Consider the following 26,045-nt stretch of genomic DNA (forward strand, 5'->3'; position numbering starts at 1 on the left):
CTGGAACCGCCGGACCCCGGCCGCCCCGCGGACGTGTCCTCGCACGCCGGACGGGCTGGATGCGCGCACCGGGCGGGAGACGTCCCGCCCGGCGGCACCCGTCCAGCCCCTCCGGCGTGCGAGGAGCGGGGGCCCGGCCGGGCCGGGGAATCAGATGCGTTCGAGGACCTGCGCCAGGAGCGCGCCCATGCGGGTGGCCGAGTCGCGGCCGGCCTGCAGGACTTCCTCGTGGTTCAGCGGTTCGCCCGACAGGCCCGCCGCCAGGTTGGTGACCAGCGAGATGCCGAGCACCTCCGCGCCGGCCTCGCGCGCGGCGATGGCCTCCAGGACGGTGGACATGCCGACCAGGTCGCCGCCCATGACGCGGACCATGTTGATCTCGGCGGGCGTCTCGTAGTGCGGGCCGGGGAACTGGACGTAGACGCCCTCCTCCAGGGTGGCGTCCACCTCCTTGCACAGCGCGCGCAGGCGCGGCGAGTACAGGTCCGTCAGGTCCACGAAGTTCGCCCCGATGATCGGCGAGGTGGCCGTCAGGTTGATGTGGTCGCTGATGAGGACCGGCTGGCCGGGGCGCATGCCGGGACGCAGGCCGCCGCAGCCGTTCGTGAGGACGACGGTCTTGCAGCCGGCGGCGACGGCGGTGCGCACGCCGTGCGAGACGGCCGCGACACCGCGGCCCTCGTAGTAGTGCGTACGGCCGAGGAAGACCAGCGCGCGCTTGTCGCCGATCTTGTACGAGCGGACCGTGCCCGCGTGTCCGGCGACGGCCGGCGGCGGGAAGCCGGGCAGCTCGGTGACCGGGAACTCGTGCTCGGGCGCGCCGAGTGCTTCGGCGGCGGGCACCCAGCCCGACCCCATCACGAGGGCGACGTCGTGGGTCTCGGCGCCGGTCAGCTCGCGCAGGCGGGCGGCGGCGGCGTCGGCTGCCGCGTGGGGGTCGGCGAAGCCGTCGGCGGGGGCAGGGGTAACAGATGCGTTCACGCCGACGAGGGTAACCGGTGAATCCCTACGCGCGTAGATGTCGCTGCCGACGGTGTTGCGATCGTTGCCTTGTCGGATCGGACAAGGGGGAGACCGCCGCCCTCAGCAGGGGCGCTTGCGCAGCTCCATGACGTAGTCGTGCGGGGCGCCGGCGGACTCCGCCGCGTCGGCGATCTCCCCCAGGTAGCGGGCGGAGGGAAGCCCGCCCTCGTACCCGTTCAGCACGTACACCCAGGCCGGCTCCTCGCCGTCCAGGGTGTGCACGCGCAACCGCATCCGGCGGTAGATGTCGAGTCCGACACCTTCCCAGCGGTCCATGGAGTCCTCGTCCATGGGAGCGATGTCGTACAGCGCGACGAAGACCTGTGAGCGCGGGGCCTCCACGATGGTGGCGAGCGCGCCCTCCCAGCCCATCGCCTCCCCGCCGAAGGTCAGCCGCCAGCCGTTGAGCCAGCCGGTCCCGCGCAGCGGTGAGTGCGGTGCGCGGCGCGTCATCAGCCGCGCGTCGAGGTTGCCGGCGTACGCGGCGTAGAGCGACATGTGGTCGAGGGTACGGGAGGGGGTGGCGCGGCGGGGGCCGCGGAGTGGTGCGGCCGGATGGAGGGCCCCGGGGCGAAGCACCTTGAAGCGTGCGGGACAATGGAGTACGTACTGCATTCCCCCCGGGCGATCCCCGGATCCCCGGCCGAGCGGGCAGGCGGGCCGGGATTGACAATGCGAGGCGGACTTTTTCGTGACCCGGATCGTGATCATCGGTGGCGGACCCGGCGGATACGAGGCGGCCCTGGTGGGCGCCCAGCTCGGCGCGGAGGTGACCGTCGTCGACAGCGACGGTCTGGGCGGGGCGTCGGTGCTCACCGACTGCGTGCCGTCCAAGACTCTGATCGCGACGGCCGAGGTGATGACGACCTTCGACTCTTCGTACGAGGAGTTGGGCATCATCGTCGCCGACGACACGCCGCACATCGAGCAGGCGGCCCGGGTGGTCGGCGTGGACCTGGGCAAGGTCAACCGCCGTGTGAAGCGCCTCGCGCTCGCACAGTCCCACGACATCACCGCGTCCGTCACGCGGGCCGGCGCGCGCGTGCTGCGCGGCCGGGGCCGGCTGGAGGGCCAGCAGGACGCCGACGGCTCGCGCACGGTCGTCGTCACGTACGGCGACGGCAACGAGGAGCGCCTCACCGCCGACGCCGTGCTGATCGCGACGGGCGGCCACCCGCGCGAGATCCCCGACGCGCTCCCGGACGGCGAGCGCATCCTGAACTGGACGCAGGTGTACGACCTCGACGAGCTCCCCGAGGAGCTCATCGTGGTCGGCTCCGGCGTCACCGGCGCCGAGTTCGCCGGCGCGTACCAGGCGCTCGGCTCGCGCGTCACCCTGGTCTCCTCGCGCGACCGCGTGCTGCCGGGCGAGGACCCGGACGCCGCCGCGGTCCTGGAGGACGTCTTCCGGCGGCGCGGCATGAACGTCATGGCCCGCTCGCGCGCCGAGTCCGCCAAGCGGGTCGGCGACCGCGTGGAGGTCACCCTCTCCGACGGGCGTGTCATCAGCGGTACGCACTGCCTGATGGCCGTCGGCGCCATCCCGAACACCGCCGGCATGGGCCTTGAGGAGTCCGGCGTCCGGCTCAAGGACTCGGGCCACGTCTGGACCGACAAGGTCTCCCGTACGACCGCTCCCGGCGTGTACGCGGCGGGCGACGTGACGGGCGTGTTCGCGCTCGCGTCGGTCGCGGCCATGCAGGGCCGGATCGCGATGTACCACTTCCTCGGCGACGCGGTGACGCCGCTGAATCTCAAGACCGTCTCGTCGAACGTCTTCACCGACCCCGAGATCGCGACGGTCGGCTACACCCAGGCGGACGTGGACGCGGGCAAGATCGACGCGCGCTCGGTGAAGCTGCCGCTGCTGCGCAACCCGCGCGCGAAGATGCAGGGCATCCGCGACGGCTTCGTCAAGATCTTCTGCCGTCCGGGCACGGGCATCGTGGTCGGCGGCTGTGTCGTCGCACCGCGCGCGAGCGAGCTGATCCATCCGATTTCGATCGCGGTCGACAACAACCTGACCGTGGAACAGATCGCGAACGCCTTCACGGTCTACCCGTCCCTGTCGGGATCGATCGCCGAGGTCGCACGGCAGCTGCACACCCGCAAGACGTCCGCCGAGGCGTAGCCGGCGGAGGTGGTGACCGGTCACGCGGCATACGCCCCGGGCGTACGCCGCGTATACCACTCCGCGCCCCAGTTTGGGCACAACTTCTGTTATTCGGCGCAAACTGCTGAAAAGTATCGGCCGGTCAAGTTACTGTCAGTTTCGTGTTCGCTGCAGAACGTCGCCAATTGATCCTCGAAATGGTGCGCGCCAACGGGGCTGTATCGCTCCGTGAGCTCGCCCGCGTCGTCCAGACCTCCGAAGTGACCGTACGGCGGGACGTGCGGGCACTGGAGGCAGAAGGACTCCTCGACCGCCGGCACGGCGGTGCGGTACTGCCGGGCGGTTTTACGCGGGAGTCCGGCTTTCCGCAGAAATCCCATCTCGCGACCGCGGAGAAGACGGCCATCGCCGACCTCGCCGCGGGACTCGTCGAAGAGGGCGAAGCCATCGTCGTCGGCGCCGGGACGACCACGCAGGAGCTGGCCAGACGGCTCGCCCGGGTCCCCGGCCTGACCGTCGTCACCAACTCCCTGCTGGTGGCACAGGCACTGGCGCACGCCAACCGCGTCGAGGTCGTCATGACCGGCGGCACGCTGCGCGGCTCGAACTACGCGCTGGTCGGCAGCGGGGCCGAGCAGTCCCTCCAGGGGCTGCGGGTCTCCCGGGCCTTCCTCTCCGGCAGCGGACTGACCGCCGAGCGCGGTCTGTCCACCTCCAACATGCTGTCGGCGAGCGTCGACAGGGCGCTGGTGCAGGCCGCCGCCGAGGTGGTGGTCCTCGCGGACCACACCAAGCTCGGCACCGACACGATGTTCCAGACGGTGCCGACCGACGTGATCACGCGTCTGGTCACCGACGAGCCGCCGCAGCACGACGACCGTGCGGCGACCGAGTTGCAGGCCCTGGCGGACCAGGGCGTGCAGATCGCCGTGGCGGGGCCCGGGGCGGCGGGCTCGGGAGCGGACGGCGTCCCCACCGGACGCCAGCCCCGCCGGGACATGCCCCTGCCCGGTCAGCGGCGTACGCACCCGGGCGGCCCCGGAGCCGGCGGGCTGCGCAGCGCCGGGGCGCTCGCGGACCAGCAGTCGGGGCCCGCCGAGCGGGAGCGGGCGCGCGTCGCGGATCTGCGCCGCCGCTGAGCGGCGGCCCGGTCAGGTCGCCGGCCCCGCCTCGGGCCGCAGGCCCTTCAGCGTCAGCGTCAGCAGGCGGTCGGCCAACTCCGGGTCGTCCGGGGCCTGTTCGGCGGCCAGTGCGATGGCGTTCGTCAGCTGCATCAGGTCGCCGATCGACACGTCGGGCCGCACGGCGCCGCTGCGCTGCGCCCGTACGAGCAGCCGCTCGCCCGCCGCGTTCATCGGCGTACTGCATCGAGCGAGGGCCGAACTCTCGTCGCGGGACGCCGACATGAGCGCGCGGGCGAGGCCCCGGTACTCACCGGCGTGCGTGATGATGTCGCGCAGCCAGGTGACGAGCGCGGAACAGGGCGCGTCGCTGTCGGCCAGTTCCCGTGAGCGCGCGAGGAGTTCCTCCACGGCGCCCTGGAAGACGGCGCTCATCAGGGCATGCCGGGTGGGGAAGTGCCGGTAGAGCGTGCCGATGCCCACCCCCGCGCGGCGCGCGACGTCTTCGAGCGAGGCGTCGGTGCCGTGCTCGGCGAAGGCGGTACGGGCCTCGGCCAGCACGCGTGCGTAGTTGCGCCGGGCATCCGCGCGCATCGGCCGTACCGCCCCGGCGGCGGAGGTGGCAGCGTCCGGGGGTACGGGCGCGGGCGGCCGTGGGTCCGGCTGGACCGGCGCTCCCGGCGGCCGGGGTCCGCTCGTCGCCATGGCTCGTCCTCCTCCCGCTCCGGTCTCCAGGATGCCATTGCGAGCTGAGTGCCCCGCCGGTCTCGGCGGGGCCCTCAGCTCACTCACGGCTCACGGCCGCCGGACGTCAGTCCTTGATCTCGCAGATGGCGGCGCCGGACGTGATCGACGCGCCGACCTCGGCGGCCAGGCCCTTGACGGTGCCGGAGCGGTGCGCGTTCAGCGGCTGCTCCATCTTCATGGCCTCCAGGACGACGACCAGGTCGCCCTCCTTGACCTCCTGGCCCTCCTCGACCGCGACCTTGACGATCGTGCCCTGCATGGGCGAGGCGAGGGTGTCGCCGGAGGCGGCCGGGCCGGACTTCTTCGCGGCGCGGCGCTTCGGCTTGGCACCGGCGGCCAGGCCGGTCCGGGCCAGCGTCATGCCCAGCGAGGAGGGCAGCGAGACCTCCAGGCGCTTGCCGCCGACCTCGACGACGATGGTCTCGCGACCGGCCTCGTCCTCGTCCGCGTCGGCGCCCGGCACGGTGAAGGGCGGGATCTCGTTGACGAACTCGGTCTCGATCCACCGGGTGTGGACGGTGAACGGGTCGGAGGTGAACGCCGGGTCCGCGACGACCGCGCGGTGGAACGGGATGGCCGTGGCCATGCCCTCGACGTTGAACTCCGCCAGCGCACGCGCGGCGCGCTGGAGCGCCTGCTCACGGCTGGCGCCGGTGACGATCAGCTTGGCGAGGAGCGAGTCCCACGCCGGGCCGATGACGCTGCCGGACTCGACGCCCGCGTCCAGGCGGACACCGGGGCCGGACGGCGGCGCGAAGGCGGTCACCGTGCCGGGGGCGGGCAGGAAACCGCGGCCCGGGTCCTCGCCGTTGATGCGGAACTCGATGGAGTGCCCGCGCACGGCCGGGTCGTCGTACCCCAGCTCCTCGCCGTCGGCGATCCGGAACATCTCGCGGACCAGGTCGATGCCGGTGACCTCTTCGGAGACCGGGTGCTCGACCTGGAGACGGGTGTTGACCTCCAGGAAGGAGATCGTGCCGTCGACGCCGACGAGGAACTCGACGGTGCCGGCGCCGACGTAACCCGCCTCCTTGAGGATCGCCTTCGACGCGCGGTACAGCTCGGCGTTCTGGGCGTCGCTCAGGAACGGCGCCGGGGCCTCCTCCACCAGCTTCTGGTGGCGGCGCTGGAGCGAGCAGTCACGGGTGGAGACGACGACGACGTTGCCGTGGCTGTCTGCCAGGCACTGCGTCTCGACGTGGCGCGGCTTGTCGAGGTAGCGCTCGACGAAGCACTCGCCGCGCCCGAAGGCGGCGACGGCCTCACGGACGGCGGAGTCGTACAGCTCCGGGACCTCTTCGAGGGTGCGGGCGACCTTCAGGCCGCGACCGCCACCGCCGAACGCCGCCTTGATGGCGATCGGCAGACCGTTCTGCTCGGCGAACGCGACGACCTCGTCGGCGCCGGAGACCGGGTCCGGCGTACCGGCGACGAGCGGGGCGCCCGCGCGCTGGGCGATGTGGCGGGCCGCCACCTTGTCGCCCAGGTCACGGATGGCCTGCGGCGGCGGGCCGATCCAGGTCAGGCCCGCGTCGAGCACGGCCTGGGCGAACTCGGCGTTCTCGGACAGGAAGCCGTAACCGGGGTGAACCGCGTCGGCCCCCGAATCCTTGGCGGCCTGGAGCACCTTGGCCATGTCCAGGTAACTGGCGGCCGGGGTGTCACCGCCCAGAGCGAACGCCTCGTCGGCCGCGCGGACGTGCAGAGCGTCCCGGTCCGGGTCGGCGTAGACGGCTACGCTCGCGATCCCGGCATCCCGGCAGGCCCGAGCAACGCGGACAGCGATTTCGCCTCGGTTGGCGATGAGCACCTTGCGCACGATTGGCTCCCTCCTTGAAACAAGCTGAGTTTAGGGACTGCCGACACGGACCTACGACCCATCCCCAATAGTGAGCTTGCCCACACGGAGCGTGATGCGAGTCCCGCTCGGGTCGCGAATTCCCTTGTCGCACCACGGTACGACGGGTTTCTTCACCGCACAGTAGCCCTCAGGTGTGGCGCAGGTCTCTGTTCGAGCGGCCAGCGGCGCGCCAGCTTTCTTTGTGGAGTCCCTACGAATGGCCGAACGATTCTTTGCTTGCCGGACCGGGCGCGTCAGACCCCTTGTACGGAGGAATACCGGTTAGTAGCGTTTGGGTGTCGTTACGTACTAGGGGTAACAGCCGGAAGAGGGTGGGCGCCGTGGCGCGCAGGCCGATAGCTGCCGCTGCCGCGGCAGTGCTGTTCGTCGAAGCCGTCGGGATCGTGTTCGTCCACTGGATCCTCGGCAAGGTCGTCAGCGGCCAGTCGATGTCCCTCGCCGGCCTCGACCCGGACGTGATGTCGACGTCGACGTACGTGATGGGCGGCGGCTTCGGGCTCTACCTGGTGGCGTGCGGGGTCCTCCTGCTGCGTGCGTCGCTGTCGGACCGCGCGCCGGGCCGCGTCGGCCGCATCCTGCTGATCGCGTGCGCGGTGGTGCACGGGGTGCTCGGGGCGCTGTGCGTCGGGCTGGTCGGCTGGGCGGCCTTCGCGGTGCTGATGGCCGAGTTCGGGCTGATCGTGCTGTCGGTCATCGCGTACGGGAAGCGGGACGAGCGGGGCGCCGGGAGCGCCGCCGGTCCCGCCGGCGCCCCGCCGGCCGGGCCGGAGAGCGGGGCGGTGGCACCGGCCTGACCCAGCGGCCCGCCGCCGGGCCCGGATCTGCCGGCGTACATCGGATCCGCCTGCGGTCAGAGGAACGCGAGCCGGGCGCCGAGGGCGGCGAACGCGCCCGCGAAGACCCTGCGCATCCAGGTCAGGACGCGGGGACGGGACAGGACGTGGCGGCGCATCGCGGCGGCGAAGACTCCGTAGAGCGCGAACACGACGAAGGTGAGCAGCATGAACACGGCGCTCAACTCCACCATGCGCAAGGGCGCCTGGGGTTCACCCGGGCTGACGAACTGGGGCAGGAAAGCGACGAAGAAGATCGTCAGTTTGGGGTTGAGGATGTTGATGAGAATGCCGGAGGCGATGACTTTCGCCGCCGGCCGCTCTCCGGTGTCCTCCTCCGCCGTCAGGGCGCCCTTGTCGCGCAGCGTGCTCCACGCTATGTAGAGCAGATAGGCGACGCCCAGGTACTTGAGGATCTGGAACGCCGTCGCGCTGGTGTGGAGCAGGGCCGCGAGGCCCGTGATCGCCGCCACCATGTGCGGGATGATGCCGAGCGTGCAGGCGAGCGCGGCGAGGGCGCTCGCGCGGGCGCCGCGCGCGAGGCCGGCCGCCACTGTGTAGAGCGCTCCGGTGCCGGGTGTGGCCACGATGATCAGGGAGGTCAGCAGGAACTCTGTGGTCATGTCCTCAGGCTCGCGTCACTATGGTCCGGTGAACAGGTCCATTGACCACGCCTCCGACCGGTCCACAACTCCTTCCCCGGGGTCGGACTTCCTCCAGCTCGACCCCGGCGAGGCACCGCCCGGCGGGCTGTCCGACTGGCTGGCGGCCCGACTGAGGGCCGCCGTGTCGGACGGGAGCCTGCCGGTGGGCAGCCGGTTGCCGGCCACGCGGGTGCTCGCCGCCGAACTGCGGGTGTCCCGAGGGGTGGTGACGGAGGCGTACCAGCGCCTCACGGAGGACGGGCATGTCGTGGGACGGGGGCGGGGCGGAACGGTGGTCGTCGCGGCCCCGCCCGCCGCCGCCCGGGCGCCCGCCCCCGCCGCGCGTTCCTCCGCCGGGGCGGTGTTCACCGTGACGCCGCCCGGCGCCGACGTCTTCGACGCGCTGCGCGCGGCCCCGGCCCGCATCGACCTGTCGCCCGGTGTCCCCGACCTGGCCGCCTTCCCGCGCACGGCGTGGCTGCGCGCGGAACGCGCCGTACTGGCAGAGCTGTCGGCCTGCGACCTCGGGTACGGAGACCCGCGCGGCGCACCGCCGTTGCGCCGCGCGGTGGCGCACTGGCTGGCCCGCAACCGGGGGATCCGGCCGGACGCGGGCGAGATCGTCATCACCTACGGCACCGCCCAGGGGCTCGGTCTGCTGGCGCAGGTGCTCCGGGCCGACGGGGTCCGCGCGATGGCCGTGGAGGACCCCGGCTCGCTCGGCGCCCGGCAGCACCTGTGCGACCGGGGTCTTGAGACACCGCCGGTCGCGGTCGACGCGGAGGGGGTACGGGTCGACGAGCTGCGCGCCACGGGTGCGGAAGCGGTGCTGCTCACGCCGGCGCACCAGTTCCCGACCGGGGTGGTGCTCGGCGGCGTACGGCGGCGGGAGCTGATGCGGTGGGCGGGGGAGGGCGGCCTGATCGTCGAGGACGACTACGACGCCGAGCACCGCTACGACCGGCCGCCGGTGCCCGCGCTGCGATCCGTGCTCGCGGAGCGGGTCTGCTACGCCGGAAGCGTGTCCAAGCTGCTCGCGCCGGCCCTGCGTGTGGGGTGGATGCTGGCGCCGCCGAGGTACCGGGACGCGCTGGTGGAGGCCAAGCGCTTCGCCGACCTCGGCAACGCGGTGCTGCCGCAGCTCGTGCTGGCCCGGCTGATGGAATCGGGCGAGATGGAGCGCCACTTGCGTCTGCTGCGCCGCCGGCACCGGCGGCGCAGGGACGCGATGATCGGGGCGATCGGGGAGCACCTGCCGGGCGCGGTGGTGCACGGTGCCGCGGCGGGCCTGCACCTGATGATCACCTTCGAGGGCCCGCGCTTCGACGACACCGTCCTGGCGGCTGCGGCGCTCGCGCGCGGCGTCAAGGCGCAGCCGCTGTCGTGGCACCGGCAGCGCCCGGGCAGCCCCGGTCTCGTGCTCGGTTACGCCGCGACGGCGCCGGGCGGGATCGTGGAGGGGATCGCGGCGCTGGGCGAGGCCGCGGTGGAGGTGGTGGCGGGGGTCAGACCCACAGGGCGGTGATGGGCGTGTCCAGCTCACCGAGCAGGCGGCGCAGCAGCGGCAGCGACAGGCCGATGACGTTGCCGGGGTCCCCGTCGATGCCGTCGACGAAGGGGGCCGACCGGCCGTCGAGAGTGAAGGCGCCGGCGACGTGCAGGGGCTCGCCGGTGGCGACGTACGCGGCGATCTCGGCGTCGGTCGGTTCGCCGAAGCGGACCGTGGTGGACGCGGTGGCACTGGCGCGCCGGCCGGTGGCGGTGTCGATCACGCAGTGGCCGGTCCGGAGGATGCCGGAGCGGCCCCGCATGGCCTTCCAGCGGGCGGTGGCGTCCTCGGCGTCGGCGGGCTTGCCGAGAGCCTGGCCGTCCAGCTCCAGTACGGAGTCGCAGCCGATCACGAGGGCTCCGGCGGCCTCGGGGCGGGCGGCGACGGCCGCGGCCTTGGCCTCGGCCAGGACGAGCGCGAGCTCGCCCGGGGTGGGCGCGGTGATCGCGTCCTCGTCGACGCCGCTGACGATCACCTCGGGGGCGAGTCCGGCCTGGCGCAGGAGCCCGAGGCGGGCGGGGGAGGCGGAAGCGAGGACGAGGCGGCGGCGCGGATCAGTCATGCCGCTCATCGTACGAGGCGCGGGACGAGTGCTCACACGTCGTAAGGAAGGATGCGGAAGGCATCGAAGCCCTTGGTCGGTGGTGTGATGGCCCGGAAGTCCCGCTGGTCGAGGGTGAAGATCCGGTCGGTGCGATAGCGATCGGCCAGGACCACACCGATCGCATCCGCCAGGTCGAGCCGCGGACCGTCGTACTTCTGCCGTACTTCGTGCGCTGCCACGAGGTCAGCAGGGTTCAGTGTGGCGAGTTCGTACTGACCGTCCACGAGGCGCTCATTCACGGCTTCCATGACAAGGAGCGCCTGCGGAAACCCGAGGTGGCGCCGGGCGAGATGGTCGAGTTCCGTGACGACGAGAGGGGAGATCGCCAGAGTCTCCTCCGCCATGACGTCGACGGGGCCCTCGTGTTCGGGCTGTGCGGCGTCGAAGCCAAGACAGCCGAGGTCTCGACAACGATGATCAACGCCGAGCCGCTCTTTCCTCGATGTGCTCGTAAGTGGCGTCAGCCATTTCTTCGGGCGTGAGAGAGCGGCCACTGTTGAACACGGGCAGCGGACGGTTGCGCCTGAGGCGGGACGAGTTGTCCAGTAGTTCGGTGATGCCCCGGCGGATGAGCGCGGCCTTGCTGACTCCGGTGGCCGCCGACTCGGCGTCCAGCCGGAGCTCAAGCTCTTCGGGGAGGTACACCGCCCCCTATGGTGCCACCCGTCATGTATGGCATGGGGCGGTTCAGTGGACGCCCAGGACGAACATCGCCAGCACCATCGCCAGCGCGAGCAGCACGCCTGCGCGGCGGAGCATCGTCTCCATGTCGCGCAGCTCTTTCGGAGGTTCGTTCTCCGGGTCGGACCACAGCATGCCTTCGATCCTGCGACCGAAATGGCTCCGACGCCTGAGTACGTGTACTCAGGCGTGCCAGTACCAATGGACTAATTCCGGGTGAACGATCCCGCCTTCGCCGCCGTCACCGCGACCGCCGCCGCGCGCACCGCGTCCGCCTCGTGCAGCGGTTCCCGGCTGACCGCGAAGCGGTAGTAGAGCGGGGCGGACACCGCCCTGACCACCTCGCCCGCGTCCGTCCCCACCGGGACGTCCCCCCGCCCCGCCGCCCGCTCCACGCAGGGCGCCCACGCGCGGATGCGCGTCGCGTAGAAGCCGTTCAGCGCACGTGCGCACTCCTCGTCGCACGCCGCCGCCGCGATGACCGCCTGGAAGACCGGGCCCATGCGGGGATCGGTGAGGGTCCGGTGCACGAGACGGGCGTTGGCCAGCAGGTCGCCCTCCAGCGAGCCGGTGTCGGCGGCGGGCACCGACTGCTCGGCCATGTCGCGCAGCAGGTCGGCGACGAGGCCGGCCGCCGAGCCCCAGCGGCGGTAGACCGTCGTCTTGCCGACGCCCGCGCGCGCCGCGACCCGGTCCAGGTTCAGTGCGTGGAAGCCCCCTTCGATCAGTGCCTCCTGCGTCGCTTCGAGCACGGCGGCGCGGACCTTGGCGGTTCGTCCGCCCGGGCGCACGGTGCCCGGGGTGAGCGATGCGGCTTCCAAACGGGAATTCTGTTCCATTAGATGCTCCGAGTCTGCTACGGTCCCGACATCTTAACGGAACGTGCTTCCCATTAGCGAAAGGGTTGTGTCATGACCGCCCACCTCGTCCGCCGCATCGCCGCCCCCGTCGTCGCCTCCGCCCTCTCCCTCGGACTCCTCGGCGCCGCGCAGCCGTCGTCCTCGGCGCAGTCCGCCGCCCGCTGGACCGCCGCATGGGGCGCCTCTCCGCAGCTGCCCAGCACCGGCTTCACCCCCAACTGGTCGCAGGAGGGCTTCTCGCGCCAGAGCGTCCGTCAGGTCGTCCGGGTCACCGGCGCCGGCGAGCGGGTCCGTATCCGCCTCTCCAACGCGTACGGGACCTCGCCGCTCGGCGTCACGGGCGCCACGATCGCCCGCACGGCGAAGGGGAGGGACGCCGCCGTCGAGCCCGGCAGCGTCCGCCACCTCACCTTCTCCGGCGGGCGGTCCGTCGAGATCCCCGCACGAGGCGAACTGCGCAGCGACGCCGCCCCGCTGCCCCTGAAGCGGCTGGAGTCCGTGACCGTCACCCTCTACCTCGCCGGCACCACCGGCCCCGCGACCTTCCATGCCCAGGGCTGGACCGACACCTACCGCGCCGACGGCGACCACCGCGCCGACGCGTCCGGCGCGGCCTTCACCGACACCACCCAGTCCTGGTACTACCTCACCGGCGTCGAGGTCGGCGGAGACCGGCCCCGCCGCAAGGACGGCATCGTCCTCTTCGGGGACTCCATCACCGACAGCTTCGGCTCGACGCCGAACACCGATCGCCGTTACTCCGACGCCCTCGCCGAGCGCACCGGCCGCCCCGTCGTCAACCAGGGCATCGGCGGCAACCTCGTCCTCAACGACTCCGCCTGGTACGGCGAACGCGCCACCGCCCGATTCGGCCGCGACGCCCTCGACCAGCCCGGCGTCTCCACCGTCGTCGTACTCGAAGGTCTCAACGACATGGGCTTCAGCGAGGCGAAGGACCAGCCCACCTACAAGCCCTCGCCCGTCGTCTCCGCCGCCGAACTCGTCGCCGGCTACCGCGAGCTGATCCGCGCCGCCCACGCCGAGGGCCTGCGGATCGTCGGGTCCACCCTCCTGCCGCTCAAGGGCTCCGACCACTGGGGCCCGCACGCGGCGAAGGTCAGCGAGGAGGTGAACCACTGGATCCGTACCTCGGGCGAGTTCGACGCGTACGCCGACTTCGACAAGGCGCTCGCCGACCCGGCCGACGCCGACCGCCTCCACCCGGCGTACGACCACGGAGACGCGCTGCACCCCAACGACGCGGGCTACCGGCTGATGGCGAAGACCGTCGCCGACGTCCTCTAGCCGGCATGCCGAAGGCCGGACCCGCGCGCGGGTCCGGCCTTCGTGCGGTCTGCCTAGCCGGGCCAGTACGTCCGGCCCCAGGCCGTCGGCCCCGGCTGTGGCAGCCGGTGCCGCGCCACCCTGGCCGGGTCCGACCAGGCGGTCGGCGGCTCCTCCGCGCCGGACGGCGCACCGGCCGCCGCCGCGGCGCGTGCCTGGACCACCGCGAGTGCGGCGGCCAGCTCCTCAGGGGTCGGGTTGCCCCGTACGACCTTGATCATCGTCAGCGGCCTTCCTAGAGCGGGATGTTGCCGTGCTTCTTCGGCGGGAGGGATTCCCGCTTCGTACGCAGCTGACGCAGCCCGCGCACGATGTGGCGGCGCGTCTCCGACGGCATGATCACCGCGTCGACGTAGCCGCGCTCGGCGGCGACATAGGGATTGAGGAGCGTGTCCTCGTAGTCGGCGATCAGCTCGGCGCGGGTCGCCTCCGGGTCCTCGGCGGCCGCGATCGTGCGCCGGTGCAGGATGTTCACCGCGCCCTGCGCGCCCATCACCGCGATCTGCGCGGTCGGCCACGCCAGGTTCAGGTCCGCGCCCAGGTGCTTGGAGCCCATGACGTCGTACGCGCCGCCGAAGGCCTTGCGCGTGATGACGGTGATGAGCGGGACCGTGGCCTCCGCGTACGCGTAGATCAGCTTGGCGCCGCGCCGGATGATGCCGCCGTACTCCTGGTCCACGCCCGGCAGGAAGCCCGGCACGTCCACGAAGGTCAGCACCGGTACGTTGAACGCGTCGCAGGTGCGGACGAAGCGCGCCGCCTTCTCGGAGGCGTTGATGTCCAGACAGCCCGCGAACTGCATCGGCTGGTTGGCGACGATCCCGACCGGGTGGCCCTCGACCCGGCCGAAACCGGTGACGATGTTCGGCGCGAAGAGCGCCTGGGTCTCCAGGAACTCGCCGTCGTCCAGCACGTGCTCGATGGCCGTGTGCATGTCGTACGGCTGGTTCGCGCTGTCCGGGATCAGCGTGTCCAGCTCGCGGTCCTCGTCGGACGTCTCCAGGTCCGCCTCCTCCGGGAAGGCCGGCGGCTCGCTGAGGTTGTTCGACGGGAGGTACGAGAGCAGCGACTTGACGTAGTCGATCGCGTCCTTCTCGTCACCCGCCATGTGGTGCGCCACACCCGACGTGGTGTTGTGCGTGCGCGCGCCGCCGAGCTCCTCGAAGCCGACGTCCTCGCCCGTGACGGTCTTGATGACGTCCGGACCGGTGATGAACATGTGCGAGGTCTGGTCGACCATCACCGTGAAGTCGGTGATCGCGGGCGAGTAGACCGCGCCGCCCGCGCACGGGCCGACGATCAGCGAGATCTGCGGGACCACACCCGAGGCGTGCACGTTGCGGCGGAAGATCTCGGCGAACAGGCCCAGCGCGACGACGCCCTCCTGGATGCGCGCGCCGCCGCCGTCGTTGATGCCGACGACCGGGCAGCCGGTCTTCAGCGCGAAGTCCATGACCTTGACGATCTTCTCGCCGTAGACCTCGCCGAGCGACCCGCCGAAGATCGTGAAGTCCTGCGAGTACACGCAGACGGGGCGGCCGTCGACCGTGCCGTAGCCGGTCACCACGCCGTCGCCGTACGGACGGTTCTTCTCGATGCCGAAGTTCGTCGAGCGGTGCCGGGCGAACTCGTCGAGCTCGACGAACGACCCCTCGTCCATGAGCAGATCGATCCGCTCGCGGGCCGTCAACTTGCCCTTGGCGTGCTGCTTTTCGACCGCGCGCGCGGAGCCCGCATGCGTCGCCTCGTCGATACGGCGCTGCAGATCCGCGATTTTGCCCGCGGTGGTGTGAATGTCTGTCTCGGGCTCGGACATCGGGATGCGGCTCCCTGCCTGGTCAGCGGACGGCTACTGGCACGTAGCGTAGCGGCGCGTGTGCCGCTCGGCAGTGCGTCGTTTGCCACACCTACGCTGGGTTGCATGACGCCTCCCGATGCTTCAGACCACCGCTGGTCCGACCTCGACCGGCCGCCGCTCAGCGCCGTCGCGCTGCGCCGCGCCCTGGTACGAGAGGGCAGTCTGTGGACGTCCCTCGACGTCGTCCCCTCCGTCGGGTCCACCAACACCGACCTGGCCGCGCGGGCCGGGGAGCTGCCCGAAGGGGCGGTCCTGGTCGCCGAGGAGCAGACCGAGGGCCGGGGCCGCCTCGACCGTCGCTGGTCCGCGCCCGCCCGCTCCGGGCTCTTCTTCTCCGTACTGCTGAAGCCCACCGGGATCCCGGTCGACCAGTGGGGCTGGCTTCCGCTCCTCGCCGGCGTCTCGGTGGCGACCGGGCTGTCCCGGGCCGCCGGCGTCGACACCGCGCTCAAGTGGCCCAACGACCTCCTGGTGACAGTCGGCGGTGAGGAGCGCAAGGCCGGGGGCATCCTCGCCGAGCGGGCCGCGGACGGCGTCGTGGTCGGGATCGGCATCAACGTCACCCTCGGCGAGAAGGAACTGCCGGTCCCCGGCGCCGGTTCGCTGGCCCTCGCCAGAGCGGTCTCCACGGACCGCGACACCCTGCTGCGCGCCGTCCTGCGCTCGCTCGCCCAGTGGTACGGCGCCTGGCGGGAGTCCGGCGGCGACCCGGCGGCGAGCCGCCTCCAGGAGGCATACGCGGCGGGCTGCGCCACGCTCGGCCGCACCGTACGGGCCGAGCTGCCCGGCGGCCGCTCGGTCACCGGCGAGGCGGTGGCCGTCGACGGCCACGGGCGGCTGGTGCTGGCGACGGCCGAGGGGGTCCAGCAGCCGGTGGGAGCGGGTGACGTCGTACACCTCAGGCCGGGGACGCGTACAGAGGAGACGCGCGGGACGGAGGAGTGAGCTAGGGCACACCTGCCGTATCGTTGAGGCGATCCGCGACGGATCGGTGCGACAGACGATCGGCAGGACAGACGGCAGTGGCGCAGGGAACGGGCAGGAGGCGGTAGGTGACCGTCGACGACGCGGGGTCCTCCGCGGGTGCGCGGCGGGACCGGGGCGCGCATCCGGACCCGGGTGCGGCCGCGCCGTCCGGGGCCGGTGCGGGTGAGGAGTCCTCAGTGGGTGCGGCATCCTCGTCCGGCCCCGGCGCGGGCGCTTCCGCCGCCGGGGGCGGCTCCCCGGCACACCGGGACCCCGATGAGGCCGGAACGCGCGCGTCCGGCGCCTCCGGCGCGGGCGAGCCGCCGCACGGGATCCTCCGGGCGGACGGTACGACCGGAGGGGTGCCCGCCGCCGTGGACCCCTCGCCGTACCCCACACCGCACCACGCCGTCGACCACACCGCCGAGCCGACCGACGATCCGCTCGCCATCCGGCTGGAGCAGCTGATCCTCGGTGCCGAGCGCCGGTACACCCCCTTTCAGGCCGCCCGTACGGCAGGCGTCTCGATGGACCTCGCGTCCCGGTTCTGGCGGGCCATGGGTTTCGCCGACATCGGGCAGGCCAAGGCGCTGACCGAGGCGGACGTCCTCGCCCTGCGACGGCTCGCCGGTCTCGTCGAGGCGGGGCTGCTCAGCGAGCCGATGGCAGTGCAGGTGGCCCGGTCCACCGGGCAGACCACCGCCCGGCTGGCGGAATGGCAGATCGATTCCTTCCTGGAGGGTCTGACCGAGCCGCCCGAGCCCGGCATGACCCGCACCGAGGTCACCTATCCGCTGGTCGAGCTGCTCCTGCCCGAGCTGGAGGAGTTCCTGCGGTACGTCTGGCGGCGCCAGCTCGCCGCCGCGACCGGCCGGGTCGTCCAGGCCGCCGACGACGAGGAGATGGTCGACCGCCGGCTCGCGGTCGGCTTCGCGGACCTCGTCGGGTTCACACGGCTGACGCGGCGCCTGGAGGAGGAAGAGCTGGGCGAGCTGGTCGAGGCGTTCGAGACCACCTGCGCCGACCTCGTCGCGGCGCACGGCGGCCGGCTCATCAAGACCCTCGGCGACGAGGTCCTGTACGCGGCGGACGACGCGGGCACGGCGGCGGAGATCGCGCTGCGGCTCATCGAGACGATGGCCGCGAACCCGACGATGCCGGCCCTGCGCGTCGGCATCGCGTTCGGCACCGTGACCACCCGCATGGGCGACGTGTTCGGTACGACCGTGAACCTGGCCAGCAGGCTCACCTCGATAGCCCCCAAGGACGCGCTCCTGGTGGACGGGGCGTTCGCCGAGGAGCTGTCGCGCACGGGCGACGCGCCGGTGTCCGAGGCGGAGGCGGCGGCCGAGGCGGAGAAGGCCGAGAAGGAGGGCGTCGCGCCGCCCTCGTACCGCTTCGCGCTCCAGCCGATGTGGCAGCGGCCGGTGCGCGGGCTCGGCACCGTCGAACCATGGCTTCTGACCAGGCGCGCCACCTAGGATCCTCCCGGTAACGATCGTTAACCGGGAGGGTGTGCGCGGTATGAGTGCGGAACAGGAACGCTTCGGGGAGTTCGTCGGCGTACGGCGGCACGGACACGTCGCCGAGCTGGTCCTCGACCGGCCCAAGGCGATGAACGCGGTGTCGACGGACATGGCGCGCTCGATCGCGGCGGCGTGCGACGCGCTGGGCGCGGACCCGGGCGTGCGCGTGACGGTGGTGACGTCCAGCCACGAGCGGGCGTTCTGCGTGGGCGCGGACCTCAAGGAGCGCAACTCCTTCACGGACGCCGAGCTGGTACGCCAGCGGCCGGTCGCCCGGGGCGCGTACACGGGCGTACTCGAACTGCCCATGCCGGCCATCGCCGCCGTGCACGGCTTCGCGCTGGGCGGCGGCTTCGAGCTGGCGCTGGCCTGCGACCTGATCGTGGCGGACCGTACGGCGGTGGTGGGGCTCCCCGAGGTGTCGGTGGGCGTCATTCCCGGCGGCGGCGGTACGCAGCTGCTCCCCCGGCGGGTCGGGGCGGCGCGGGCGGCGGAGCTGGTGTTCACCGCGCGGCGCGTGGAGGCGGCGGAGGCGGCCTCGCTCGGCCTGGTGGACCGGCTGGTGGACGCGGGCCGGGACCGCGAGGAGGCGCTGGAGCTGGCGGCGCGGATCGCCGGGAACTCGCCGGTGGGGCTGCGGGCGGCGAAGCGGGCGATGCGGCTCGGCCACGGCCTCGACCTGCGGGCGGGGCTGGAGGTCGAGGACGCGGCGTGGCGGTCGGTGGCGTTCTCGGGCGACCGTGCGGAGGGTGTGGCGGCGTTCAACGAGAAGCGCACGCCGCAGTGGCCCGGCGAATAGGGATCAAGCAATACAAATCTCATCAAACTCCCTAAGCTGGGGAGATGGCTGAGGATGTGCGGCTGCGGGCCGTCGTGACGCTGGCACAGGCGATGGCTGCGGCGCACACCCCGCGCGAGTCCTGGCGGGCGGCCGCGCTGGGGGCGAAGGAGGCGCTGGGGGGCAGCTTCGCGGCGGTCTCCGTGTGGGAGCGCGAGCTGGGACAGCTGCGCGTGCTCGTCAACGCGGGCGTGCGGGCGGAGGGGGAGGAGGAGTTCCCCGAGGGGGAGACCTATCCCGTCCACCAGTTTCCGGAGATCGCCGAGTTCCTGCACGAGAAGTGGGCGGGCGGGGGCGAGCCCAACGCGTGGGTCGAGACGGCCGACGCCTCCGCCGGTGACCCGGCGGCGGGTTTCTGCCACCAGCGGGTGGCGGCGCTGCGGCGGCGCGGACGCGGGTCGTGCGTGGTCGCGCCGATCGTGATGCGCGGGCAGGCGTGGGGGGAGCTGTACGTGGCCCGGCCGGCCGGGACCCCGGTGTTCGGCCGGGCCGACGCGGACTTCGCGACCGTGCTCGCGTCGGTGGTGGCGGCCGGCATCGCCCAGACGGAGCTGCTGGAGGAGGTCCGCAAGCTCGCGTTCACCGACCCGCTGACGGGGCTGGCGAACCGGCGGGCGGTCGACATGGGGCTCGACGAGGCGGTGGAACGGCACCGGGAGTCCGGGGCGGTCGTCAGCCTGGTCGTCTGTGACCTGAACGGCCTCAAGCGCGTCAACGACTCGCTCGGCCACGCGGTGGGCGACCGGCTGCTTGAACGTTTCGGCTCGGTGCTGTCCCTGTGCGGCGCGATGCTGCCGGGAGCGTTGGCGGCGCGGCTCGGGGGTGACGAGTTCTGCCTGCTGGCGGTGGGGCCGTCGTCCGACGCGGTGGTGAAGGTGGCCGAGGACCTGTGCGTACGGGCGGCGGAGATGGACCTCGGCGAGGGGGTCGCGTGCGGGGTGGCCTCGACCGGCGACCCGATCGGGCCGGTACGGACCGCGCGCCGCCTCTTCCGGCTCGCGGACGCGGCGCAGTACCGGGCCAAGGCCGCGCGCTCCACGCTGCCGGTGGTGGCGGGGCGCGACGGAGCGGTGGTCCGCCTCGCGGACGCGGTGCCGCCCGCGCCGCACGACCGGCGGCGGTTCCGGGGGCGGGAGCCGGGGTGAGGGGTGCTCGTCCGGGGCGCCGGGACGAGGGGCTCGGCGGGGGTGCGGACCTGTCCGGCCCGGTAAGGGGCCAACCGTCCGTGGGGTAGTGACAGAAAGGGATTCAGTCCGTAGGGTTCTGAATATGGATATGCACACAGTCGTGCTGGGGACGTCCGGGACGACCGCAGCGGATGTCATCGCCGTCGCCCGGGACAACGCCAGGGTCGAGCTCTCCCAGGAGGCCGTAGCCGCCCTCGCCGCCTCGCGCGAGATCGTCGACGCCCTGGCCGCCAAGCCGGAGCCCGTCTACGGCGTCTCGACCGGCTTCGGGGCCCTCGCCACCCGGCACATCAGCCAGGACCTGCGCGCCCAGCTCCAGCGCAACATCGTCCGGTCGCACGCCGCCGGCATGGGCCCGCACGTCGAGCGCGAAGTCGTGCGCGCGCTGATGTTCCTGCGGCTCAAGACCGTCGCCTCCGGCCACACCGGCGTACGCCCGCACGTCGCCCAGACCATGGCGGACCTCCTCAACGCCGGCATCACCCCGGTCGTCCACGAGTACGGTTCACTCGGCTGCTCCGGCGACCTCGCCCCCCTCAGCCACTGCGCCCTCGCGCTCATGGGCGAAGGGGACGCGGAAGGCCCCGACGGCGTGGTGCGCCCCGCCGGCGAACTGCTCGCCGCGCACGGCATCGCCCCCGTCGAGCTGCGTGAGAAGGAGGGCCTGGCCCTCCTCAACGGCACCGACGGCATGCTCGGCATGCTGATCATGGCCATCGCCGACCTGAAGCGGCTCTACACCTCCGCCGACATCACCGCGGCCCTCAGCCTCGAAGCCCTCCTCGGCACCGACAAGGTCCTCGCGCCCGAGCTGCACGCCATACGCCCCCACCCCGGCCAGGGGGAATCCGCCGACAACATGCTCCGGGTCCTCGCCGGGTCGGGCCTCACCGGGCACCACCAGGACGACGCCCCGCGCGTCCAGGACGCCTACTCCGTGCGCTGCGCCCCCCAGGTCGCCGGCGCCGGACGCGACACCATCGCGTACGCGCTCACCGTCGCCGAGCGGGAGCTGGCCGCCGCCGTCGACAACCCCGTGGTCCTGCCCGACGGCCGCGTCGAGTCCAACGGCAACTTCCACGGGGCGCCCGTCGCGTACGTACTCGACTTCCTCGCCATCGCCGCCGCGGACCTCGGCTCGATCTGCGAGCGCCGCACCGACCGGCTCCTCGACAAGAACCGGTCGCACGGCCTGCCGCCCTTCCTCGCCGACGACGCCGGCGTCGACTCGGGCCTGATGATCGCCCAGTACACGCAGGCCGCGCTGGTCAGCGAGATGAAGCGGCTCGCGGCGCCCGCGTCCGTCGACTCGATCCCGTCCTCCGCCATGCAGGAGGACCACGTCTCCATGGGCTGGTCGGCGGCGCGCAAGCTGCGGACCGCGATCGACAACCTGACGCGGATCGTGGCCGTCGAGCTGTACGCCGCCACGCGCGGCATCGAGCTGCGTGAGGGCCTCACGCCCGCGCCCGCCTCCCAGGCGGTCATCAAGGCCGTACGGGAAGCGGGCGTAGAGGGTCCGGGCCCCGACCGCTTCCTCGCGCCCGACCTCGCGGCGGCCGACGCCTTCGTACGGGCCGGCCGGCTCGTCGGGGCCGTCGAGCCGGTGACCGGCCCGCTCGCGTAAGCGGCGATCCGGACCGGCGGAGAGCCGGAGCAGGGGCCGTGCGTCAGATCACCGGACGCGCGGCCCTTCTCAGCGAGTACGCCATGAACCCGGCGCCCACGCCGAGGAACGCGGTGCCGCCGATCAGGTACGGGGTGGTGTCCACGCTGCCCGTGTCGGCCAGCGCGAGATCCCGCGCGGAGGAGGCGGGCGGCTGTGCCTGTGTCGCGGGCTGCGGCTTCGCCTCCTTGTCCGCCGTGGCGTTGGCGGACGGGACGAACCACAGAGCACACAGCAGTGTGCCCGCGGCGGTGGCGGTCAGCAGCGGTCGGCGTGCGGACACGTAATCGATCCCCCTTGAGGCAACCGGGAATTGGCCGTGTGCGCCGATGCTAATGAAAGCAGCGGGTCGCAGGAAAGTCGCGAGGGCCCGGCGGCCTACGCTCCGAGGCATGAACGCAACTGACACGTCACGCTTTGTCCGTCTCCAGGTGGAATTGGTGCTGGAAATTTCCGATGCCGGGGAACTCACCGAGGCCGCTCTCGCCCACGTCACGGAGGACGCCCACGCGGCGGACGTCGAACGCACGCATGCCGAGGCCGCCGTGCGGGAAGACGTGGCGGAGGCCCTCGCCCACCTCGTGGATCCGTTCGATCTGATCAGCGACGTCCCCGGTGTGGAACTCGCGCAGGCCTCGTGGAGCAGTGAACGGATCGACTACAACCCCGACGCCGTGGAGTGGGACCTGGATGATGACGACGAGGAGGGCCCCGCGTAGCGTTTCCGGTGAGCCGGGCGCGCCCTGCGCGCCGGGCACGTCCGGTGAGCCCTGTGAAGAAATGCGCGCCGCCGCCGCAACCGGCGGCGGCGTGGCTGCGTCGGTCACTGTGATCAGTGGTGTTCCCCACATTCCGCCCAGATGTGGAACGGACGAATCGGTACAGGTGTTTAAGACATTGGCAGGGTGACGCTGCCCAGCGGCTCTGCCCGGGGATCTTGTGGGGAATCGGCAACGATGGAGAAGCGTGTGATGACGGACAGCAAGCGGCGCAGGGGCCTGATGGCCGCGTCCGCACTGCTAAGCGGCGTTCTGGTCCTTTCGGCCTGCAGCGACGGTGGCGAGAAGGGCGGCAGCAGCGCCCAGAGCTCGGAGAGGTCGCAGGCCGAGGTGGACGAGGCGGCGGCCAAGGACACCTCCAAGGCCCGAATAGCGATCACCCCCAAGGGCGGCGCCGACAACGTCAGCATCAACCGCGGCACCAAGGTCACCGTCAGCGAGGGCAAGCTGACCGAGGTCACGATGACCTCGACCGCCGGTGCGAAGGTGGCCGGCACGATCGCCGCCGACGGCAAGAGCTGGAAGCCGGACGCGCAGCTGGAGCGCTCGACGAAGTACAAGATCTCCGCGACGGCGGCCGACTCGGCGGGCCGCGAGGCGCACGAGAACGCCTCCTTCACCACCGTCTCGCCCGCCAACAGCTTCATCGGGAACTTCACGCCCGACGACGGCTCCACCGTCGGCGTGGGCATGCCGGTGTCGATCACCTTCGACAAGGCGATCACCGACAAGGCAGCCGTGCAGAAGGGCATCACGGTCACGTCGAGCAGCGGCCAGGAGGTCGTCGGCCACTGGTTCAGCTCGCAGCGGCTGGACTTCCGCCCCCAGGAGTACTGGAAGGGCGGGTCCACGGTCACGATGAAGCTGGCTCTCGACGGTGTCGAGGGCGCCGACGGGATCTACGGTGTCCAGGACAAGACGGTCACCTTCACCGTCGGGCGCAACCAGGTCAGCACCGTCGACGCCAAGACGAAGACCATGACGGTCACGCGGGACGGCAAGACGGTCAAGACCATCCCGATCTCCGCGGGCGCGCCGGACAACCCGACGTACAACGGCCAGATGGTGATCTCCGAGAAGTTCAAGGAGACCCGGATGAACGGTGCGACGGTCGGCTTCACGGACGACGACGGCAAGGGCGAGTACGACATCAAGGACGTGCCGCACGCCATGCGGCTGTCCACGTCGGGCACGTTCATCCACGGCAACTACTGGGGTGCCGACTCGATCTTCGGCAGCGCCAACACCAGCCACGGCTGCGTGGGCCTGAACGATGCCAAGGGCGCGAACGACCCGAACCAGCCCGGTGCGTGGTTCTTCGACAACTCCCTCGTCGGTGACGTGGTCGTCGTCAAGAACTCCCCGGACAAGACCATCAAGCCGGACAACGGCCTCAACGGCTGGAACATGGACTGGGAGCAGTGGAAGGCCGGCTCGGCGGCCTGATCCCCCCAGGCCGGCCTCGGCCCCGGAGCCTGATCCCCACGCTGCCGGTTCCTTCCCCGTAGCGGTACAGCGGCGGTGCCACCCCGAAGTCGGGGCGGCACCGCCGCTGTACGCGTTCCCGGCTTCTCATCCGGCTCTCAGACCGGCCTTATCCAGCCATCACCAGCCGCCCATAGCTTCGCGTCATGTTCTTCACCTACCTCGGGCGCGAACTGCGCCGCCGCAGAAAGACGGCCTTCGTCGTCGCCTCCGGCCTCGCGCTCGGCATCGCGCTGGTCATCGTGGTCGGTTCGGTCTCCGCCGGCATGGGCCGCGCCCAGGACAAGGTCCTGGAATCGCTGTACGGCCTGGGGACCGACATGACGGTCACCAAGGCCGCGGCGCCGCCCGGCGAGAACGACACCGGCCGAAAGCCGCGCTTCGAGTTCGACGCCAAGGACAGCGGCGACGACGAGGAGCAGAGCAGCGACCGGGTGATGGTGCAGGGCTTCCAGACCCTCGCGGCCTCGACGGTCGCCGAGGTGGCCGACCAGGAAGGCGTCGCCGACGCCGTCGGCGGCCTGAGCCTCCAGGTCCTCAAGGTCAGCGGCGAGTTCAAGCGCGGTGAGATCGAGAAGGCACAGCCCGCACAGCCGGGCGGCCCCGGCGGCGGCGAGGGCAAGGTGCGCGGCGGCGGAGCGGCGTTCGGCGTCGACTCCTTCTCCGTGTACGGAACCGACGTCACCGAGCCCGCGCTCGGCCCGCTCACCTCCTCGCGGATCACGGCGGGACGCACCTTCACCGCGGCGGAGGCCGACGCGAAGGTCGCCGTCGTGGACAGCGCGTACGCCAAGGAGAAGAAGCTCGGCATCGGCGAGAACGTCACCGTCTCCGGTACGAAGTACAAGGTCGTCGGCATCGCGACGGCCGAGAGCGGAGACGCCGCCGCCAACGTCTATCTCCCCCTCGCACAGGCGCAGACCCTGGCCGACGCGAAGAACAAGGTCACCACCGTCTACGTCAGGGCCACCGACTCGCAGCGCATCGACGGCGTCAAGGCGGCCGTGCGGAAGAACATCCCCGGCACGACCGTCACCACCTCCGCCGACCTCGCCGACACCGTCTCCGGCTCGCTCTCCACCGCGTCCGACCTCGCCGCGAGCGTCGGCAAATGGCTCTCCGTCGTCGTACTGGTCGCCGCCTTCCTGGTGGCCGGGCTGCTCACCTCGTCGGCGGTCAGCCGCCGCGTACAGGAATTCGGCACCCTCAAGGCGCTCGGCTGGAAGAGCGGCCGCGTCACCCGCCAGGTCGTCGGCGAGGCCCTGGCCAACGGGCTGCTCGGCGGGGCGCTCGGCATCGCCGTGGGCGTCGGCTGCGCGTACCTCGTCACCGCGATCAGCCCCACCCTCACCGCTCAGCTCGGCGGCGGGGGCGGTGGTGGCGGGGGCGGTGCCGCCACCGTGACGGGTCCCGGCGGCGGCATGGGCGGCCCGCTCCGGCAGGCCACCGGCAAGGCCGTCGACGTCGCGCTCACCGCACCCGTCTCCCTCACCACCATCGGGCTCGCTGTCGCGCTCGCCGTCGCCGGCGGGCTCGTCGCGGGCGGTTTCGGCGGCTGGCGCGCCTCCCGGCTGCGCCCGGCGGACGCGCTGCGCCGCGTGGCCTGAGCCGCGCGCGCCCCCTTCGTACCCCCTTCTCGGACCGCAGGAGTTGACCCCACCCATGTACCAGCTCAGAGGCGTCACCAAGCGCTACCGGCGCGGCAAGGACACCATCGACGCGCTCGCGGGCGTCGACCTGACCATCGAGGACGGCGGCCGGCTCGTCATCCAGGGCCCCACCGGCGGCGGCAAGTCCACCCTCCTCCAGATGCTCGGCGGCCTCGACAGGCCGACGTCGGGCAGCGTCGAACTCGACGGCGTCGACCTGGCCGCGCTGCCGGAGGCCCGGCTCACCAAGGTCCGCGCCGAGAGCATCGGCTTCGTCTTCCAGAGCTTCAACCTCATCCCCACCCTCACCGCCCGGGAGAACGTCGAGACGGCGCTCGTACCGCTCGGCCTGAAGGCGGCGGACCGCCGCGAACGGGCGGCGGAGGCACTGGACTCGGTGGGGCTCGGCGAGCGGCTCACCCACCTGCCCGGCGAGATGTCCGGCGGCCAGCAGCAGCGCGTCGCGATCGCCCGTGCGCTCGTCAAGCGGCCCAAGGTGCTGCTCGCCGACGAACCCACCGGAAACCTCGACGAGTCGATGCGCGACGAGATCATGGAGCTGCTGGAAGGGCTGTGGAGGGAACACGGGCTGACGTTCGTGATGGTCACCCACGACAGCGCCCTCGCCCGCCGCGCGCCGCGCCTCGCCACGATCCGCAAGGGGCGCGTCACGGTGACCGAGAACGCGGCGGCCTCGTGACACCGGCGGGC

27 protein-coding genes are annotated in these 26,045 nt (G+C 72.1%); 14 read left to right on the plus strand and 13 right to left on the minus strand.

The genetic code is table 11. The features are described 5' to 3' along the window. Positions 1-150 precede the first annotated feature (150 nt). Together IE185_RS14310 and IE185_RS14315 are read right to left on the minus strand one after the other, a co-directional pair. Positions 151-981, minus strand: a complete 831-nt coding sequence (locus tag IE185_RS14310) for a purine-nucleoside phosphorylase (protein WP_138899560.1) — start codon at positions 979-981, stop codon at positions 151-153. 102 nt (positions 982-1,083) lie between these two features. Beyond that, positions 1,084-1,521, minus strand: coding sequence for a gamma-glutamylcyclotransferase family protein (locus tag IE185_RS14315; protein ID WP_138908905.1), 438 nt, complete (start codon positions 1,519-1,521; stop codon positions 1,084-1,086). A gap of 193 nt (positions 1,522-1,714) precedes the next feature. Between IE185_RS14315 and IE185_RS14320 the strand changes: the two genes are divergently transcribed. After that, complete coding sequence (locus IE185_RS14320; protein WP_138897608.1) at positions 1,715-3,154, plus strand: NAD(P)H-quinone dehydrogenase; 1,440 nt, start codon at positions 1,715-1,717, stop codon at positions 3,152-3,154. Between the two features lie 143 nt (positions 3,155-3,297). Beyond that, complete coding sequence (locus IE185_RS14325; protein ID WP_138897609.1) at positions 3,298-4,275, plus strand: DeoR/GlpR family DNA-binding transcription regulator; 978 nt, start codon at positions 3,298-3,300, stop codon at positions 4,273-4,275. A gap of 12 nt (positions 4,276-4,287) precedes the next feature. Here the strand turns inward: IE185_RS14325 and IE185_RS14330 are convergent, their stop codons facing one another. Both IE185_RS14330 and IE185_RS14335 read right to left on the minus strand, forming a co-directional pair. Then, a complete protein-coding gene (locus IE185_RS14330) occupies positions 4,288-4,851 on the minus strand; it encodes a TetR/AcrR family transcriptional regulator (RefSeq protein WP_138897613.1) in 564 nt (187 codons plus the stop codon). Positions 4,852-5,068: 217 nt separating this feature from the next. Beyond that, complete coding sequence (locus tag IE185_RS14335; RefSeq protein ID WP_138897610.1) at positions 5,069-6,823, minus strand: acetyl/propionyl/methylcrotonyl-CoA carboxylase subunit alpha; 1,755 nt, start codon at positions 6,821-6,823, stop codon at positions 5,069-5,071. Between the two features lie 353 nt (positions 6,824-7,176). On the opposite strand from IE185_RS14335, the gene IE185_RS14340 reads away from it, so the two are divergent. Next, entirely contained in the window at positions 7,177-7,659 is a 483-nt protein-coding gene (locus tag IE185_RS14340) for a hypothetical protein (protein WP_138897611.1), read from the plus strand. 56 nt (positions 7,660-7,715) lie between these two features. Here IE185_RS14340 and IE185_RS14345 read toward each other — a convergent pair whose 3' ends face one another. Further along, positions 7,716-8,321 carry a LysE family translocator gene (locus IE185_RS14345; protein ID WP_138897612.1) on the minus strand — a complete coding sequence of 202 codons (606 nt, stop codon included), beginning with the start codon at positions 8,319-8,321 and terminating at the stop codon, positions 7,716-7,718. On the opposite strand from IE185_RS14345, the gene pdxR reads away from it, so the two are divergent. Beyond that, complete coding sequence (gene pdxR / locus IE185_RS14350) at positions 8,320-9,867, plus strand: MocR-like pyridoxine biosynthesis transcription factor PdxR (RefSeq protein ID WP_189715268.1); 1,548 nt, start codon at positions 8,320-8,322, stop codon at positions 9,865-9,867. The two genes, IE185_RS14345 and pdxR, sit on opposite strands and share 2 nt — an antisense overlap. Here the strand turns inward: pdxR and IE185_RS14355 are convergent. From IE185_RS14355 to IE185_RS14370, 5 genes are all read right to left on the minus strand, one after another. Continuing rightward, positions 9,848-10,462 (minus strand): Maf family protein, encoded by a 615-nt coding sequence (locus IE185_RS14355; protein ID WP_189715270.1) that lies wholly within the window; start codon positions 10,460-10,462, stop codon positions 9,848-9,850. The two genes, pdxR and IE185_RS14355, sit on opposite strands and share 20 nt — an antisense overlap. A 23-nt stretch (positions 10,463-10,485) precedes the next feature. Next, positions 10,486-10,839 carry a PIN domain-containing protein gene (locus IE185_RS14360; RefSeq protein WP_229843494.1) on the minus strand — a complete coding sequence of 118 codons (354 nt, stop codon included), beginning with the start codon at positions 10,837-10,839 and terminating at the stop codon, positions 10,486-10,488. A 73-nt stretch (positions 10,840-10,912) separates the two neighbouring features. After that, positions 10,913-11,140, minus strand: a complete 228-nt coding sequence (locus IE185_RS14365) for a YlcI/YnfO family protein (protein ID WP_138896787.1) — start codon at positions 11,138-11,140, stop codon at positions 10,913-10,915. Between the two features lie 42 nt (positions 11,141-11,182). Continuing rightward, a complete protein-coding gene (gene mmpB, locus IE185_RS33685; protein WP_268245845.1) occupies positions 11,183-11,311 on the minus strand; it encodes a morphogenic membrane protein MmpB in 129 nt (42 codons plus the stop codon). A gap of 71 nt (positions 11,312-11,382) precedes the next feature. Beyond that, positions 11,383-12,015: a TetR/AcrR family transcriptional regulator gene (locus tag IE185_RS14370; protein ID WP_138896788.1), complete on the minus strand. Its 633-nt coding sequence runs from the start codon at positions 12,013-12,015 to the stop codon at positions 11,383-11,385. Between the two features lie 72 nt (positions 12,016-12,087). Here IE185_RS14370 and IE185_RS14375 point away from each other — a divergent pair, with 72 nt between their 5' ends. Further along, entirely contained in the window at positions 12,088-13,341 is a 1,254-nt protein-coding gene (locus IE185_RS14375) for an SGNH/GDSL hydrolase family protein (protein WP_138896789.1), read from the plus strand. 53 nt (positions 13,342-13,394) lie between these two features. Here IE185_RS14375 and IE185_RS14380 read toward each other — a convergent pair whose 3' ends face one another. Both IE185_RS14380 and IE185_RS14385 read right to left on the minus strand, forming a co-directional pair. Continuing rightward, a complete protein-coding gene (locus tag IE185_RS14380) occupies positions 13,395-13,601 on the minus strand; it encodes an acyl-CoA carboxylase epsilon subunit (protein ID WP_138896790.1) in 207 nt (68 codons plus the stop codon). A gap of 14 nt (positions 13,602-13,615) precedes the next feature. After that, positions 13,616-15,196: an acyl-CoA carboxylase subunit beta gene (locus IE185_RS14385; protein ID WP_138896791.1), complete on the minus strand. Its 1,581-nt coding sequence runs from the start codon at positions 15,194-15,196 to the stop codon at positions 13,616-13,618. A gap of 105 nt (positions 15,197-15,301) precedes the next feature. Between IE185_RS14385 and IE185_RS14390 the strand changes: the two genes are divergently transcribed. The 5 genes from IE185_RS14390 to hutH all read left to right on the plus strand — a co-directional run bounded on the left by IE185_RS14390 (position 15,302) and on the right by hutH (position 21,382). Beyond that, positions 15,302-16,183: a biotin--[acetyl-CoA-carboxylase] ligase gene (locus tag IE185_RS14390; protein ID WP_138896792.1), complete on the plus strand. Its 882-nt coding sequence runs from the start codon at positions 15,302-15,304 to the stop codon at positions 16,181-16,183. 395 nt (positions 16,184-16,578) lie between these two features. Continuing rightward, positions 16,579-17,685 (plus strand): adenylate/guanylate cyclase domain-containing protein, encoded by a 1,107-nt coding sequence (locus IE185_RS14395; protein WP_229843506.1) that lies wholly within the window; start codon positions 16,579-16,581, stop codon positions 17,683-17,685. A 43-nt stretch (positions 17,686-17,728) separates the two neighbouring features. Next, positions 17,729-18,529: an enoyl-CoA hydratase/isomerase family protein gene (locus tag IE185_RS14400; RefSeq protein WP_138896793.1), complete on the plus strand. Its 801-nt coding sequence runs from the start codon at positions 17,729-17,731 to the stop codon at positions 18,527-18,529. Positions 18,530-18,573: 44 nt separating this feature from the next. Continuing rightward, positions 18,574-19,713, plus strand: a complete 1,140-nt coding sequence (locus IE185_RS14405; protein WP_189715272.1) for a GGDEF domain-containing protein — start codon at positions 18,574-18,576, stop codon at positions 19,711-19,713. 124 nt (positions 19,714-19,837) lie between these two features. Further along, a complete protein-coding gene (gene hutH, locus IE185_RS14410; RefSeq protein WP_138895878.1) occupies positions 19,838-21,382 on the plus strand; it encodes a histidine ammonia-lyase in 1,545 nt (514 codons plus the stop codon). A gap of 43 nt (positions 21,383-21,425) precedes the next feature. On the opposite strand, the gene IE185_RS14415 is transcribed toward hutH, so the two are convergent. Further along, a complete protein-coding gene (locus IE185_RS14415; protein ID WP_138895879.1) occupies positions 21,426-21,704 on the minus strand; it encodes a hypothetical protein in 279 nt (92 codons plus the stop codon). Between the two features lie 109 nt (positions 21,705-21,813). On the opposite strand from IE185_RS14415, the gene IE185_RS14420 reads away from it, so the two are divergent. From IE185_RS14420 to IE185_RS14435, 4 genes are all read left to right on the plus strand, one after another. Continuing rightward, a complete protein-coding gene (locus tag IE185_RS14420; RefSeq protein WP_138895880.1) occupies positions 21,814-22,140 on the plus strand; it encodes a hypothetical protein in 327 nt (108 codons plus the stop codon). Positions 22,141-22,377: 237 nt separating this feature from the next. Beyond that, a complete protein-coding gene (locus tag IE185_RS14425) occupies positions 22,378-23,646 on the plus strand; it encodes a L,D-transpeptidase (RefSeq protein ID WP_138895881.1) in 1,269 nt (422 codons plus the stop codon). A 185-nt stretch (positions 23,647-23,831) separates the two neighbouring features. Next, positions 23,832-25,292 carry an ABC transporter permease gene (locus IE185_RS14430; RefSeq protein WP_138908413.1) on the plus strand — a complete coding sequence of 487 codons (1,461 nt, stop codon included), beginning with the start codon at positions 23,832-23,834 and terminating at the stop codon, positions 25,290-25,292. Positions 25,293-25,347: 55 nt separating this feature from the next. Then, positions 25,348-26,034, plus strand: coding sequence for an ABC transporter ATP-binding protein (locus tag IE185_RS14435; protein ID WP_138895883.1), 687 nt, complete (start codon positions 25,348-25,350; stop codon positions 26,032-26,034). Positions 26,035-26,045: the final 11 nt, after the last annotated feature.

Source organism: Streptomyces chryseus (assembly GCF_014650755.1).
Lineage (GTDB): Bacteria > Actinomycetota > Actinomycetes > Streptomycetales > Streptomycetaceae > Streptomyces > Streptomyces chryseus.

Coding starts and splice junctions, on each gene's coding strand:
- IE185_RS14315 (WP_138908905.1), bottom strand. CDS start 1,521: ATGTCGCTCTACGCCGCGTACGCCGGCAACCTCGACGCGCGGCTGATG.
- IE185_RS14330 (WP_138897613.1), bottom strand. CDS start 4,851: ATGCGCGCGGATGCCCGGCGCAACTACGCACGCGTGCTGGCCGAGGCC.
- pdxR (WP_189715268.1), top strand. CDS start 8,320: ATGTCCTCAGGCTCGCGTCACTATGGTCCGGTGAACAGGTCCATTGAC.
- IE185_RS14345 (WP_138897612.1), bottom strand. CDS start 8,321: ATGACCACAGAGTTCCTGCTGACCTCCCTGATCATCGTGGCCACACCC.
- IE185_RS14355 (WP_189715270.1), bottom strand. CDS start 10,462: ATGAGCGGCATGACTGATCCGCGCCGCCGCCTCGTCCTCGCTTCCGCC.
- IE185_RS14360 (WP_229843494.1), bottom strand. CDS start 10,839: ATGGCGGAGGAGACTCTGGCGATCTCCCCTCTCGTCGTCACGGAACTC.
- mmpB (WP_268245845.1), bottom strand. CDS start 11,311: ATGCTGTGGTCCGACCCGGAGAACGAACCTCCGAAAGAGCTGCGCGAC.
- IE185_RS14370 (WP_138896788.1), bottom strand. CDS start 12,015: ATGGAACAGAATTCCCGTTTGGAAGCCGCATCGCTCACCCCGGGCACC.
- IE185_RS14375 (WP_138896789.1), top strand. CDS start 12,088: ATGACCGCCCACCTCGTCCGCCGCATCGCCGCCCCCGTCGTCGCCTCC.
- IE185_RS14380 (WP_138896790.1), bottom strand. CDS start 13,601: ATGATCAAGGTCGTACGGGGCAACCCGACCCCTGAGGAGCTGGCCGCC.
- IE185_RS14385 (WP_138896791.1), bottom strand. CDS start 15,196: ATGTCCGAGCCCGAGACAGACATTCACACCACCGCGGGCAAAATCGCG.
- IE185_RS14390 (WP_138896792.1), top strand. CDS start 15,302: ATGACGCCTCCCGATGCTTCAGACCACCGCTGGTCCGACCTCGACCGG.
- IE185_RS14400 (WP_138896793.1), top strand. CDS start 17,729: ATGAGTGCGGAACAGGAACGCTTCGGGGAGTTCGTCGGCGTACGGCGG.
- IE185_RS14405 (WP_189715272.1), top strand. CDS start 18,574: ATGGCTGAGGATGTGCGGCTGCGGGCCGTCGTGACGCTGGCACAGGCG.
- hutH (WP_138895878.1), top strand. CDS start 19,838: ATGGATATGCACACAGTCGTGCTGGGGACGTCCGGGACGACCGCAGCG.
- IE185_RS14420 (WP_138895880.1), top strand. CDS start 21,814: ATGAACGCAACTGACACGTCACGCTTTGTCCGTCTCCAGGTGGAATTG.
- IE185_RS14425 (WP_138895881.1), top strand. CDS start 22,378: ATGGAGAAGCGTGTGATGACGGACAGCAAGCGGCGCAGGGGCCTGATG.
- IE185_RS14430 (WP_138908413.1), top strand. CDS start 23,832: ATGTTCTTCACCTACCTCGGGCGCGAACTGCGCCGCCGCAGAAAGACG.
- IE185_RS14435 (WP_138895883.1), top strand. CDS start 25,348: ATGTACCAGCTCAGAGGCGTCACCAAGCGCTACCGGCGCGGCAAGGAC.